Genomic DNA, 13,247 nt, shown 5'->3' on the forward strand with positions numbered 1-13,247 from the left:
CTATTGAGTTAATTTAAATTAATAAACAAATATGATATTGATTGAAAATTAGACTGGATTCAACAATAATGATGAAAAACCAATAACATTAAATAAAAGGAATATGAAACATGAATAGTACAAATGACGAACTTGAGTATTACGTACTACAACGTAATCCAAGTCATTCCTATCCATTAATTATGTGTGATCCTGATTCGGAACATACGGAAGAATATCTATATGATTACGAAAATGAAAAAATTCCCAAACCGAAAGTGATGGAATTTACATTTAGTGAACCCTATTTTGCCAGCCCAGACATTGGTGATTATTTTTCCCAACCTGAATCAGTAATCTCAGATAAGTTAAAAAAAATATTGTCTTCACTCAATATATTTGGAATTCAACTAATTCCAGCTATGATTACAAGTAATAAAGGTGATATTTTTAAGGATTACTTTTATATACATATTTATAATATTATTAATGCAATGGATAAACTAAACTCTAAATTCGACGAAGGGGATGATTGCTATTTTATCGATAAATTTAAGCTTGATGAAAATATTTTAAAAAATATTCCGTTAGAAGAAAGATTAATTTTTAAATTAGGAGAAGATCACACAATAATGCTTTATCACCGATCTATAGTTGAAGCATTAATGACTGTTAAACCAACTGGTTTAAAATTTATTAAAGTAGAAGATTGGCATATTTAAGCCATTACTCAGCCAAATATTAGCCTATCATTTAGCGCAATTTAAACAGTTATATGACTAACAAATAGCGTTCATGAATATATCAACAGAGAGCATATAAAAGGAGATTAAATCCAATCTCCTATTTATTTTGTTATTCAAAGCTTTGAAAAACATAATAGATAGGTAAAATAATTACAAAAATAAACACTTCAGAAAACATACTTCATGCTACTATTTTAACCAACAATCAGCAAATCTAATTTCTCCCCCCAAAAAATACAACCTGTTAAAGAGAAATAAAATATGGAAAATTATTATTTTATACAAAGAAAATCAGACCAAGCCTATCCATTGATTCGAATAACCAATCGTGATGATCACTTAAACCCCACTTTAATAAATTTGGAATTTAATGGAACTATACCCTCTCAGCCCGTTATGTCTGATTTTTTGTCTGGTCCTGAGATTTTTATTACCGATAAAATTGCCAATGTCATTAAAAGCTTTAAGCCTAAAGGGATAAAAATTATTGACACTGAATTAACAACCCCACAAGGTAAACTCATTAAGGACTATTTTTGTCTACTTTCTGACAACATAATCGAGGCTTTAGATAAAGATAAATCCGATTATGAAAAGCCTAGAAGAACATATTTTATAAAAAAACTCATTTTGGACAGAAAAATTTTAAATGAAATTCCTTTGGAACAAAGATTAGTTTTTTTATTAAGAGAATCGCTTCACATCGTTTTTCATGAATCATTAGCCAAAGCCATCATGGCGGTAAATCCTACTGGTATGGAATTTATTAATATTGAAACCGACGGAAAACCGTTAGAAGTAAATTAATATTCTTAACCATGGTTCGATATAAAGTTAGTTTATATCGAAATACACAGCATCTTATTCAGCAAAAATTTAGAGAATTAGAGGCGGAAAACACCAATTAATTTTTAATAAAGCAAGTTGTATATTTTCACTTGCTTTAGAAACAGAGATTTAATGAATCTAAAAAATGGCCGTAACTGAAACGGGTAAACCGTTAAATAATATCAATCGGTACTTTAAACACCGCTTTACGTACTTTTTTAGGTTCATCAACCATGCATAACGCTTGGTGTAGCTCGCCCGGATAAAAGGCCGTAACTGAAACGGGTAAACAGTTAAATAATGTCAATCGGTACCTTGAACACCGCTTTACGTACTTTTTTAGGTTCATCAACCATACATAGCGCTTGATGTAGCTCGCCCGGATAAAAGGTCACAAACTCACCTTCGGTTAAATGAATAAAGTTATTTAAGCTGGCTTGATTAACAATAAACAGATCAGTTTTCTTTTCATAACAAGGTAAATGTGAGGCATCGAGCAAACTGTAGGCAATAATCTCTTCACCTCTGAGGATTAATTGAATATCTAAAAACTGTTTATGAAATTCACAGTGCCGCTCCTGCCTAGGTGAAGTCCAAGCATCACCAATGGTGTAAAACCATTGTTCTCCCTCCATTTGATAACGTCCGTCGGCCTGATTTTGAAGTGCATTCAAGCTTAGCTCAGCGCTCGATAATATTGTGTATAATGTATCTGGTAAAGTGGCTAACTTTAGATTGTTTAAGTGACCGGCAATCATCTTTCATCTCCTTATACTGCATTATTCTACAGTGTCAAAATGTTGCGCACCTATCATGCGATAAGTGCACAAGCGGTTAGTTGAAATTTTTAACCCAATTTTCATCAATCACAACATATTTAATAGCCATACGAAAATAGGTATAAGCAATATGTAATTTACCGTCTGAACTTTGCTTAATAGTGGGATAAGAAAATTCACGATTTAAGCTATCTTTAGAATTATTTGTCATGCAGTAACCGTCGCCTTCATCCAGATGCCGGATATAAGGCCAAGTTTCACCATTATCCATTGAAATTGCTAATGACATAGGTGCTCGTGGTGCGCCCCAAAAAGCATTTTTTTGCCCGTCAATAATTTCGGCCTCTTTTTTATTGGCACAACTTTCATCTTCAATTTCATCATAAAGTGATATACGCCTTGCAATTGCATCTTTAGCACTCGATTGATTAAACACTAAGGCAATATGCCCGTTATTTAAAACGGTGGCTTGAATGGAGGAGTTATTATTAGGTAAATTGGTGGCTATTGGTGTAGACCAATGATATCCGCCATCGGTCGATCGGCAAGCATAAATATTATCTGCCCAACGACTGCGGAAAAGCGCATACAAACTGTTGTCTTTCAATAATAAAATATTCATATGCACACAGCCTAAACTATTGGGCACATCAACATTAAGCCAAGTTTTCCCGTTATCTTTAGAGATCATCACACCACTTGTATCATAGCTTCCTACCCATTTTTCACCGGGTTTTGCAATACAGTAAAACACCGGTAATAACCAATCCCCGTTTGGCATTACCGTAATAGGCTGACGAATAAAAATACCTTTATTGGGATCTTCCAGTAACGTTTTAATTGGTCCCCAAGTTTCACCAAAATCATGCGATTGACGATATCGTACAATTGCCGTATCTTGATTGCCGGCGATTTGCGCGGTATACAGTAGCCACAATACATTATCCGGAGCCAGAAAAAACAGTGGGTTTTGTTCTGATCTTGTTGCGTCATTGGAAAGCTTGACCGCTTTAGTCCAAGTTTGACTGCCCTTTTTTAGTCTTGAATAATAAGCGGAAATATCAGCTATCCCCTCTTGCGTACCGCCAAACCAAGTACAAAGTAGATCACCATTTGGTAATGGTAGTAAATTAGCCGCATGGTTTTGTACACATTCGGTTGGTAGAAATGCCTCAATTCGGGCACTATCATTTTTATTAATACTCAATCTGCCGCTGCAGTCCGGTTTAATTTGGGTCATGAGGTAATCTCCCTATAAACAATCAACATTATTTTTTAGATTTAACAAAAGGGCTAATTAAACATTTGTCTAACAGCATGATTACAGCAGGCGAAAGAAGCGCAATATACATGTTATTCACGCCTAATGGATCGCCTAAGTAAAACCAAACCGATGTAATAATAGCCGCCCCAATCAAGGCCATATTTGCTGCTCGGGTACTATTTAAAAAAGGTAAATAGAAAGCAATCATTGCCACAATAGTGATTGATAGCCGAATAGCACGAGTAAAAAATGAAAGCTTTAACACTTCCGGAAATGCCAGTACTAACAGCAAAGGAGCGAAACCAACGAAAACCGAAATCACTTTGGTTGCTTTAAACTCTTTTTCTTGTGAAGGTTTGAAGTATGGCACATAAAAATCTTTAACAATCAGTGAGGCAATCGCTAAAGCAACGGTACTGACGCTAATAAAAATTGAAGCGACTAAAGAAGTGGTAATCACACCGGCCATAAATGGATTCATATCCTGTATAAACACCGGTAAAGCATATAAGCTATTTATATCCGGATGAAGAAATTTGGCACAAACTCCAATTACCGCAATAGCTATAGCAATAGGCAGGCAGAAGAAGAAAGCATACCAGCAAGCACGTTTTGCCGATTTGGCATCTTTCGTTGACGAGATAGCTTGAATCACAAATTGAGTACAAAAGATCGAGCCAATAGTACCGATTAACCAAGCAAAAATAGTACTGGCACCGATTGAACCGTCCCAAGTCCAGTAGTGTGGCGGCATCTGTTCAATCATGGGTGATATACCACCGGTTAAATACAATGCCGTTGCTAAAATAAATAACACCCCAAAATATTTCACGGCACTATGGATGATAGTGACATAAGCCACCCCTTTGAGTCCCCCGAAAGCAAAATAGAATGTGCTGACAACAGCGGTAATAAAAGCGGCAACCGGTAACGAAATTTGCAGCACGGTTGAAATCGCTGCCGCACCGCTTATATAGTTACCCACATTAACCAATAGCAGAGCATAAATCATAATGATCGAAATAAGATTTTTAGTTGAATGCCCATATTTTTGAGCAATGGCTGCTGAAATAGTGATTTCCCCAGTGTTGTAAATCTTTTTAACTAATAACAGACCAAACAGCGGAAAACCAATTGCGGCGCCAATCACTGACCATGACGCGGCAATCCCATTATCAAAAGCTGATTGCGCAGTACCTATAGTCGACTTAGCGCCAATATATTCGGTCATTAATAAAACACCGACAACGATTGCAGGTACCGCACGCGATCCTTCCATAAAATCACTATTATTTTTACTTCTTAAAAAATAGGTCATTGCAGAAGTAGCTAAAATATAAATCACCACAATACTTATAATAATGATTGTGTCCATTGTTCCAAAGTAATGCATAAATCACCTTCTTTACTTTATCAGTGCATGTTAAATAGTTATTACAATCGCTTCACAAGATCGTTAATTGTGGCAATATCAGAATCAGAAAATAGGATTGGATAACGGCTTTCTCCCACCTGCTCGCCCATTAATGACAACGCTTTTTTGACAGCAGCCGGCGAAAATACCGTGGCATAAAGACGCTGCCGCAAATCACCGACCAACTCTTGCGCCGCTTTGGCGTGGTCAAGATCACCGGCTTTAAAGTGTTGCCAAATCGCCTGTATATGTTCCGGTACGACATTGGCAAGGCCTGAGATAGAGCCAACGGCTCCGCCAACAAAACCTTGATAAATTAAAGAGTCGGGTCCAGTTAACACATCAAACCCTTCAAATTGTTTGGCTATATCAATAAACCCTTGCAAACTTTCAATACTGCCCGCACTGTCTTTGATACCCCAAATATTCGGATGTTCTGCCAGTATGGCGGCGGTTTGCGGTTCGATTTTGTTGCCCGTTCGAGCGGGAATGTTGTACAAATAAATCGGTACGGTTAATGCATCGGCGACTTTGGTATAGTGGTCAATTAGCTCTTGTTGTTTTAATGGAATAAAATATGGGGCAATGACCGACACGGCATCTACGCCTAATTTCGCGATCTGTTTACCCAATTTTATTGTTTCCTGACTTGAGATCTCACCTATATGCGCCATGACTGGGAAGCGCCCGGCAACTTCATCAACACAAACTTCAGCAACTTTGATTTTTTCTTGCTGAGTTAAAACGAAAAATTCGCCATTGGTACCGTTACAAAAAATACTATTTCCATGGTGTAATTGGCGCTTAACTTGTTTACGCATCCGACTGGGGCAAAAATTGCCGTTATCATCAAACGTTGTCACAATAGCGGTTAAGATTCCTTCTATTTTTTTACTCATGTTAATTACTCCTGCTTAAAAGTTTTTATAAAAGCGATTGATAGATAGCCAATACGTCTTGCTCGGTAATGGGTTTGGGGACATTGTTCATTAACCGTTTTACATTAAGTGCGTTATCAACGAGGTAAGGGAGGTCATGGCTTGAAATGTTTAATTGCTGTAATTTAGTCGGCAATCCAAGCCGAACAATTAATTGGCTGAAATAGTCAACTAAAGCATAGGATTTTTCTTCTGTAGTCAGTGCCAACTGCGCATCGGGTAATAAATCGTAAGCTAAGGCAAATTTATCGACAACCGCATCACGCACAAAAGCCATGCAAGGCACAAGTAATATGGCATTTGCCACGCCATGGGCAATATGATATTTGCCACCTAGTGGGTAGGACATTGCATGAACTAAATGGGTACCGGCATGAGCAATAGCTGCACCACCATAATAAGATGCCCAAAGCATGTTGAGCCTTGCGCCAAAATTATCTTTATTCACAACCGACTTTTCGATAGCGGCAAACAATTTTGACAAACCTAGCATCGCATAATTATCACTGACGGCATTGGACAAGTTAGAGGTTAAACACTCAATTAAATGGCACAATGCATCAACACCAGTTGAAGCGGCAACCATTTTGGGCATTGAGCTAGTTAGTTCGGGGGCTAAACAGACATAATCGGGTAGCATTACCGATGAAATAATACCTTGTTTGGTGGCTTTTTCAGGTATGGCTAAAATAGCGTTAGGCGTCGCTTCAGATCCGGTACCGGCAGTAGTTGGAATCAACAATGATGCACAACGCCTTAGCGGTTGCACCCCGTCTAATAGCTGCTTCAAGGTCAAATTGTTATTTGCTACAGTTAAAACTGACACCAATTTAGCCACATCAAGAACACTGCCACCACCCACACCTATTACAAAATCCGCAACAGGAAGCGATAATTTTGCTAAAACGTTGGCAACATCATGTTGGCTGGGCTCTGGCGGGATATCATCAATGCAGGTTACAACCGGTACGATTGTCTTAATTGTTGCAAGCAAAGAGGATACTTGGGGTAAATTAATGACATTTTTATCGGTAATAAAGACAACATGATGATGTGCTTTAAATAACCAATGAAGATCGTTTAAAACCCCCTGCCCACTTAAAATTGTACTATTTATGTGCATAATTCGCTCCCAAAACACAAAATAAAATGAAACATTTAAATCACATTGATTTAATTTAATCATTTAATATTATTTTATGTGCTAATTTTGATCAAACTTAATATTTAAAATTGGGATCATGATCACAATACAATTAAAATGATTACATTCAATCAAAATGTTAGTGTTTTTTAATTGGAAATCGGTATAATTGCAGAAATGACAGATTTTATGATTGGAAATAATCAATGGTTAGATTAATTATTGCTGATGATTTCACCGGATCCAATGATGCCGGTGTGCAACTGGTCAATAAGGGAGTAACGGTAAATGTCGTTTTTGATTGGCAAAATGCTGACTTAGCAAATTCTTTCACACTAAACCTCGGCCAAGACGATAACAACGCGGTCATTGTGGTCAATTCAGAAACTCGTTCAACCTCAGTGATTGAAACCAAAGCAAGAATAAAAAAAGTGTTAGAAAACTTTTCCCACTTTAAACCAATTTATAAAAAAATAGACTCTACTTTACGTGGCAATATTGGTACTGAAATTGAAACATTATTAGACCATAGTGAATACCAAGCAGCACTAGTTATACCTGCTTTTCCGAAGATGAATCGTATCGTCAAAAATGGGCTATGTTATGTTAACGGCGTTGAGTTACAAAACACCGAATTTGCAACCGATCCAAAAACACCAGTGCTATCTTCAAACGTAAAAAATAACATTGACCAGCAAACACGCCTTTTATCTGCACAAATTAATTTAGAAACATTGAGAAATAATCAGCTAAAACAGACGATTGAAAATTTAATCTCTGCAGGTTATAAAATTCTGATAGTAGATAGTGAAACAGACAACGATTTACAGTTGATTTTAGGGCAGTTAAAGCCACTGCTTGATAAGCTATTATTAGTTGGTTCGGCCGGTTTGCTGGATTTTATGCCCAAAGCAAAAGAAGAAAACAAACAGCAAAAAACTAAAACCAGCAACGCACCACTTTTAGTTATTGCCGGTTCAATGAGCGAAATGACTCAACAGCAGATAAGTTACGCAATGGAGAATGGTGGCAGTAATTGGAGACTTTTTACTATCAACATAATTGATTTACTCAACCACTCTATTTCTCACCAATTAACACCTTACCAGACCCAGATTCAAGCAAGCTTAGACTCAGGTCATCACTGTATTGTCAGAACTTGCGCCAGTTATCGTGATCGGTTTGCAATTGATCTGCATTGCCAGCACTACAATCTATCGCGGATGGAGCTTGGTGAAAAGATCGCTACGGCTTTAGGCCAGTTAGTTAACCAATTAAAGTTTGATAATCTATTTTTAACCGGTGGCGATGTGGCAATATCTGTAGCGAAATCTTTAGGTGCTAAAGGTTTCACCATAGAGGGAGAAGTCTGCCATGGCGTTCCCTATGGCAGATTGATTAGCCAACCCCCACTGCCCTACCGAGTATTTACCAAAGCAGGCGGCTTTGGCGCTAAAAATATTTTATTGAAATCATTAGCATTTATTTAAAGGAGGAAAATTGTGTCAAAAATTATTGCTATCACCATGGGCGATCCAGCCGGAATTGGTCCGGAGATCATCATCAAGGCGTTACAATCCGACGTTTTAAAAAACACCCAATCAATTGTTATTGGATCGGTCGATTTGCTAAAAAAACAGTTAAAAATGGGACTATTCAATCATGTTATCATCAACCCCATAGAGCAAGTAACTGATGCCAAATTTAGTGCCAACGTGATTAATGTGATTGACATTGCGTTAGCTGACATTCAAGCTCTTAAACCGGGAATAATTCAGCCGCAAGCTGGTGATCTGGCATACCGATGTATTAAAAAAGCAACTGAGCTGGCCTTAAATGGTGAGGTATCGGCCATTGCCACCGCACCTTTAAACAAAGAAGCATTGCACGCAGCCGGTCATATATATCCCGGACATACTGAATTATTAGCTCAATTAACCGATAGTAAAGATGTTGCCATGGTGTTATACACCGAAGCACTTAAAGTTATTCATGTTACAACACATGTATCATTGCAGAAATTTTTAACGACTTTGAGCAGCCAACGAATTGAAAAAGTGATAGGCATTGCCAACGATTTTTTGCAAAAAATTGGTATTGATCAGCCTAAAATAGCGGTTGCCGGTGTTAATCCACATGCAGGAGAACATGGCCTATTTGGTGATGAAGAGATCAAATTTGTGACGCCGGCTGTCGAGAAAATGCAACAAATTGGCATAAACGTTGTGGGGCCTTGTGCACCTGACACTGTTTTTTTACAAGCTCATCAAGGGAAGTTTGATATAGTTGTGGCAATGTATCATGATCAAGGACATATTCCACTCAAACTGCTCGGTTTTTATGACGGGGTGAATATTGCAGCCGGCTTACCCTTTATTCGAACATCCGCTGATCATGGCACAGCTTATGATATTGCTTGGCAAGGTGTTGCTAAAGCAGATAGTATGATAGAATCGATTCGCTTAGCAGAGCTATTATCTTAACGACTGATCGATTAATAATGAGGATTAAACGGTGGCAAAATATAATCGACTTGATCAAATCATGGAGTATCTTAAAATTCATAATCTGGTGACAGTCGAACAATTAGTTGTGGCAACAGAAGCTTCACCTGCCACAATTCGTCGTGATCTAATTAAATTAGATCAACAAGGCGTAATAAGCCGTACCCATGGTGGGGTGACCTTAAATAGATTTATTCCTGCGCAACCAACAACTTCTGAAAAGCTACATAAAAGTTTTATCGAAAAACAGCGAATCGCAAAGACCGCAGCCCAGCTTATTAAAGCTGGAGATTCGATCGCTTTAGATGCCGGCACCACAACTCGTGAAATAGCCAAAAGAATTACCCAAATACCCGTTAGAGTTATCACTTCTGATCTGCATATTGCTCTTTTTTTGTCAGAGTTTAAGCAGATTGAAGTGACGATTATTGGCGGTAAAATTGATGACAGCAGCCAATCTTGTATCGGTGAACATGGGCGTTCACTATTGGAGCAAATTAATCCTGATATCGCATTTATTAGTTGTAACTCATGGAGCCTTAATAAAGGCGTTACTGCACCAACTGAAGATAAGGCTTTAATTAAATCTAGCTTTGCCGCTAAAGCCGATCGAGTAATATTGGTCGCCGATAGTAGTAAATATAATTGTCACTCGTTATTTACTGCTATTGCCCTCAATCGCTTTAGCGATATTATTACAGATAGTCACTTAGATGCTGAAACGAAACATCTTTTACAATCACAGCCGTTTAAGTTGCATATTGCAAGTTAATAAGATTTTACTTTAATTTCAATGATGCTAAATACAATCATGATAAGCGCCATGCTACCGGTCAAAGAGATTTGTAATTAGCAGTAAAACTTGATTAAGCAACAATCTCACTATCTACAAAAAAATAAGCAATTTCTCTTTGAGCGCTTGCCAATGAGTCAGATCCATGGACAGCATTTTCAGTTACACTATCAGCAAAATCGGCACGTAGAGTGCCGGCATTAGCTTTAGATAAATCTGTTGGTCCCATTAGATCACGATAACGCTTAACAGCGTCTTCACTTTCCAGTACCTGCACAATAATTGGGCCGGATGTCATAAATCTAATCAGATTATCAAAAAAAGGTTTTCCTTGATGTTCGCCGTAAAAACCTTCCGCTTGCTCTTTAGTTAATCGAAGCATTTTTAAGGCTACAATTTTGAATTTAGCTTGTGAAATTCTCATTTCGATTTCACCAATTAGGTTTTTTTTCACCGCATTAGGCTTTATGATTGATAGTGTTTTTTCTATTGTCATGTTTCACCAATCCTGTTAATCAAAGGTAAATTTGATTCGAACAATTTGTCCGCTTTCATCTATTACCAGCAATTTATGATTTCCTCGTTTAGTTATCGGTAATGCAATCTTTTCATTACCTTCAGATTGGACAATAAAGTTGCCATCTAAAAACCACGTTTTTTTACCATACCCCCCATCGGAAATTAAATCAATAGTCACTTGAGTTTCGCCCGGTAGCGCTCTTATCAATTGTTTTTCTTCCAGTCCGTCAACGCTCAGAGGAGAAAATATATCTTGTCCCATAACAGGGCAATTGGGATCAACCGGTGGCAATAGGTTTTCTCTACGTTCTTTCGATAATAACCAGTTATCCAGTGAAACAGGCCATAAAGCTAATGTTTTCTTTTTAGCGCCTTCACAGTCAGAGGCAACACGTTTATTTTCTTCATTGACCCAAATATCTACCCAGCCAGAACGATAAGCACTATTTTTCAGTTGATTTAATGTGGCAAGTGTTGGTGGCACCATATGATTAAGTACAAAAGCTCTTTTTTGTCGGTGACAATTTTCGTCATCAGCAGGCAATGGTTGCCCGATTGGCCAACAAATTGACTCTACCGTCACTGAATCGGGTTGTTTAAACACCGGAAGTGGGCGATTAAGTCGCCTTTCTTTATTAAGCAATAATGAATTTACCTGCAATAAAATCGGTAAGGCTGATACAGAGCCATATTGTCCTAAAACTGGCGTTCCGTCGGGGCGCCCTATCCATACACCCACGATATAGCGTGGGTTAATTCCCACAGCCCAAGCATCACGATAGCCATAACTTGTACCGGTCTTATATACCATTTGTTTGACATTTCCCAGCATTTTCTGGATCATCCATGCACTACCTTCTGAGATAAGCGGACGGCTCGTTAATGGTTCGTTTTGGATAAAACGCAGTGAGCTGGCATTACCTTTTCGAGCAAAAGCACTATAAGCACTCACAAGTTCATCCATTCTCAATGAAGCACCACCCAAAATATAGGAAAGATTAGGAATATTTTCGATTGAGGATAAATTCAAGCCAACAGAAGCTAGTTTACCGGTAAACCGTTTAGGTCCATAGAGTTCTATTAATTGCACTGCTGGCAGATTTAACGATTTTTTAAGTGCTTCAGAAGCGCTAACTGGTCCATAAAAACCGTCATCAAAATTGGTCGGCCGATAATCTGTACTCATACGCGGAACATCTTGTAATAGCGATTCAGAATGGATCATACCTTCATCGATAGCAAAGGCGTACATAAAAGGTTTCAAGGTTGAACCGGGTGAACGTAAAGCACTGATCATATCGACCTGTCCATACCTATTTTGATCATTAAAATCAACAGAGCCGATGTAAGCTTTAACGTTCATATCGGTATGGTCTACAACCAAAATAGCCATTGACGCATTAGGCGGTAACTGTTTTTTGCGGTTAATGACCATATCCTCTAAATTTCTTTGCAATGACAAATCGATAGTTGAATGGATAATTTCATCATTTGGATACTGTCGTGAAAGTCGATAAGCCAATAACGGGGCATTTTTTGGCGCTTCACGAGGTTTAACCCAAACTTCATCTTGTCTAGTTTGCTCGATAATCTCTTTAGGCCATACTTGAAATTCTTCCATACGATCTAAAACTTTATCTCGAGCTTGCTGAGCACGCTCAGGATACCTGTCAGGACGCAATCGACTAGGAGCTTGAGGTAACACCGCAAGTAAAACAGCTTCACTACGACTTAACTTACTTGGTGGTTTGCCAAAATAAGACCAACTGGCCGCACCGATACCTTCGATAGTTCCGCCATAAGGGGCATGGTTTATGTATAAGTTAAGAATCTCTTTTTTACTATAATGTAACTCTAACTGTAGCGTTCGAAAAATCTGCTTAAGTTTGCCCGTTAGCGTGCGATCATGAGGATATAACAATCTGGCTACTTGCATTGAAATCGTGCTACCGCCAGATACGATTCGATTATTGCTGATATTTTGCCAACCAGCACGAAATAAGGATATCGGATTGACACCAAAATGGTTGTAAAAGTGGCGATCTTCATAGTTCAATAGCACATCAAGGTAGTAATCGGGTACTTCTTCAAGAGTGACCGGATAACGCCAAATGCCATTTTCATCAGCAAAGCGCCATAAGGGTGTATTATCTTGCGCAACAACCGTTTGAGTATTTTTCTTAGCTGTTACAGAAATTGGAAAAAGGAAATCTGCAATAAAAAAAACAGCGATTAAAAAAAGGATAAAAAGTACAAAAAACTGAAAAATTTTCTTAAGACGCTTTTTCATTTTTAGCTGTCACATTTAATTAATAAAATTATTTTAATTATAAAAATAC

Annotated in this window: 12 protein-coding genes and 1 pseudogene; 5 read left to right on the forward strand and 8 right to left on the reverse strand. The window is 37.9% G+C overall.

All coding sequences use genetic code 11. The annotated features are described in order from the left end of the window. Nucleotides 1–110 precede the first annotated feature (110 nt). Nucleotides 111–701, forward strand: a complete 591-nt coding sequence (locus GYM74_RS07820) for an imm11 family protein (protein WP_220217670.1) — start codon at nt 111–113, stop codon at nt 699–701. A 285-nt stretch (nt 702–986) separates the two neighbouring features. Next, entirely contained in the window at nt 987–1,532 is a 546-nt protein-coding gene (locus GYM74_RS07825; protein ID WP_220217671.1) for an imm11 family protein, read from the forward strand. Between the two features lie 193 nt (nt 1,533–1,725). On the opposite strand, the pseudogene GYM74_RS07830 reads toward GYM74_RS07825, so the two are convergent. The 6 genes and pseudogenes from GYM74_RS07830 to GYM74_RS07855 form a co-directional block, all read right to left on the reverse strand. Continuing rightward, a pseudogene (locus tag GYM74_RS07830) lies at nt 1,726–1,821 on the reverse strand (YhcH/YjgK/YiaL family protein); the annotation flags it as partial. Nucleotides 1,822–1,846: 25 nt separating this feature from the next. Beyond that, on the reverse strand, nt 1,847–2,311 hold the full coding sequence (locus tag GYM74_RS07835; RefSeq protein WP_220217673.1) for a YhcH/YjgK/YiaL family protein: 465 nt from the start codon (nt 2,309–2,311) through the stop codon (nt 1,847–1,849). Nucleotides 2,312–2,387: 76 nt separating this feature from the next. Continuing rightward, the gene (locus tag GYM74_RS07840; RefSeq protein WP_220217674.1) at nt 2,388–3,572 is read right to left on the reverse strand and encodes an exo-alpha-sialidase; all 1,185 of its coding nucleotides are present in this window, start codon (nt 3,570–3,572) and stop codon (nt 2,388–2,390) included. A gap of 28 nt (nt 3,573–3,600) precedes the next feature. Next, complete coding sequence (locus GYM74_RS07845) at nt 3,601–4,989, reverse strand: sodium:solute symporter family protein (protein ID WP_220217675.1); 1,389 nt, start codon at nt 4,987–4,989, stop codon at nt 3,601–3,603. A gap of 41 nt (nt 4,990–5,030) precedes the next feature. Then, complete coding sequence (locus tag GYM74_RS07850) at nt 5,031–5,909, reverse strand: dihydrodipicolinate synthase family protein (protein WP_220217676.1); 879 nt, start codon at nt 5,907–5,909, stop codon at nt 5,031–5,033. Between the two features lie 25 nt (nt 5,910–5,934). Further along, nucleotides 5,935–7,071 (reverse strand): iron-containing alcohol dehydrogenase, encoded by a 1,137-nt coding sequence (locus GYM74_RS07855; RefSeq protein ID WP_220217677.1) that lies wholly within the window; start codon nt 7,069–7,071, stop codon nt 5,935–5,937. A 227-nt stretch (nt 7,072–7,298) separates the two neighbouring features. On the opposite strand from GYM74_RS07855, the gene GYM74_RS07860 reads away from it, so the two are divergent. From GYM74_RS07860 to GYM74_RS07870, 3 genes are read left to right on the forward strand one after another with little or no spacing between them, the layout of a single operon-like run. Continuing rightward, on the forward strand, nt 7,299–8,582 hold the full coding sequence (locus GYM74_RS07860) for a four-carbon acid sugar kinase family protein (protein WP_220217678.1): 1,284 nt from the start codon (nt 7,299–7,301) through the stop codon (nt 8,580–8,582). 12 nt (nt 8,583–8,594) lie between these two features. Beyond that, nucleotides 8,595–9,575: a 4-hydroxythreonine-4-phosphate dehydrogenase PdxA gene (gene pdxA / locus GYM74_RS07865; RefSeq protein WP_220217679.1), complete on the forward strand. Its 981-nt coding sequence runs from the start codon at nt 8,595–8,597 to the stop codon at nt 9,573–9,575. Nucleotides 9,576–9,606: 31 nt separating this feature from the next. Next, complete coding sequence (locus GYM74_RS07870; protein ID WP_220217680.1) at nt 9,607–10,368, forward strand: DeoR/GlpR family DNA-binding transcription regulator; 762 nt, start codon at nt 9,607–9,609, stop codon at nt 10,366–10,368. Nucleotides 10,369–10,462: 94 nt separating this feature from the next. Here GYM74_RS07870 and ndk read toward each other — a convergent pair whose 3' ends face one another. Then, nucleotides 10,463–10,885: a nucleoside-diphosphate kinase gene (gene ndk, locus GYM74_RS07875; RefSeq protein ID WP_220217681.1), complete on the reverse strand. Its 423-nt coding sequence runs from the start codon at nt 10,883–10,885 to the stop codon at nt 10,463–10,465. A 15-nt stretch (nt 10,886–10,900) separates the two neighbouring features. Then, complete coding sequence (gene pbpC / locus GYM74_RS07880) at nt 10,901–13,198, reverse strand: penicillin-binding protein 1C (protein ID WP_220217682.1); 2,298 nt, start codon at nt 13,196–13,198, stop codon at nt 10,901–10,903. Nucleotides 13,199–13,247: the final 49 nt, after the last annotated feature.

The sequence above is a fragment of the Gilliamella sp. ESL0405 genome, assembly GCF_019469205.1.
In the GTDB taxonomy this organism is placed as follows: Bacteria; Pseudomonadota; Gammaproteobacteria; order Enterobacterales; family Orbaceae; genus Gilliamella.

Coding starts and splice junctions, on each gene's coding strand:
- GYM74_RS07845 (WP_220217675.1), bottom strand. CDS start 4,989: ATGCATTACTTTGGAACAATGGACACAATCATTATTATAAGTATTGTG.
- GYM74_RS07855 (WP_220217677.1), bottom strand. CDS start 7,071: ATGCACATAAATAGTACAATTTTAAGTGGGCAGGGGGTTTTAAACGAT.
- ndk (WP_220217681.1), bottom strand. CDS start 10,885: ATGACAATAGAAAAAACACTATCAATCATAAAGCCTAATGCGGTGAAA.
- GYM74_RS07835 (WP_220217673.1), bottom strand. CDS start 2,311: ATGATTGCCGGTCACTTAAACAATCTAAAGTTAGCCACTTTACCAGAT.
- GYM74_RS07840 (WP_220217674.1), bottom strand. CDS start 3,572: ATGACCCAAATTAAACCGGACTGCAGCGGCAGATTGAGTATTAATAAA.
- pbpC (WP_220217682.1), bottom strand. CDS start 13,198: ATGAAAAAGCGTCTTAAGAAAATTTTTCAGTTTTTTGTACTTTTTATC.
- GYM74_RS07860 (WP_220217678.1), top strand. CDS start 7,299: ATGGTTAGATTAATTATTGCTGATGATTTCACCGGATCCAATGATGCC.
- GYM74_RS07850 (WP_220217676.1), bottom strand. CDS start 5,909: ATGAGTAAAAAAATAGAAGGAATCTTAACCGCTATTGTGACAACGTTT.
- GYM74_RS07820 (WP_220217670.1), top strand. CDS start 111: ATGAATAGTACAAATGACGAACTTGAGTATTACGTACTACAACGTAAT.
- GYM74_RS07825 (WP_220217671.1), top strand. CDS start 987: ATGGAAAATTATTATTTTATACAAAGAAAATCAGACCAAGCCTATCCA.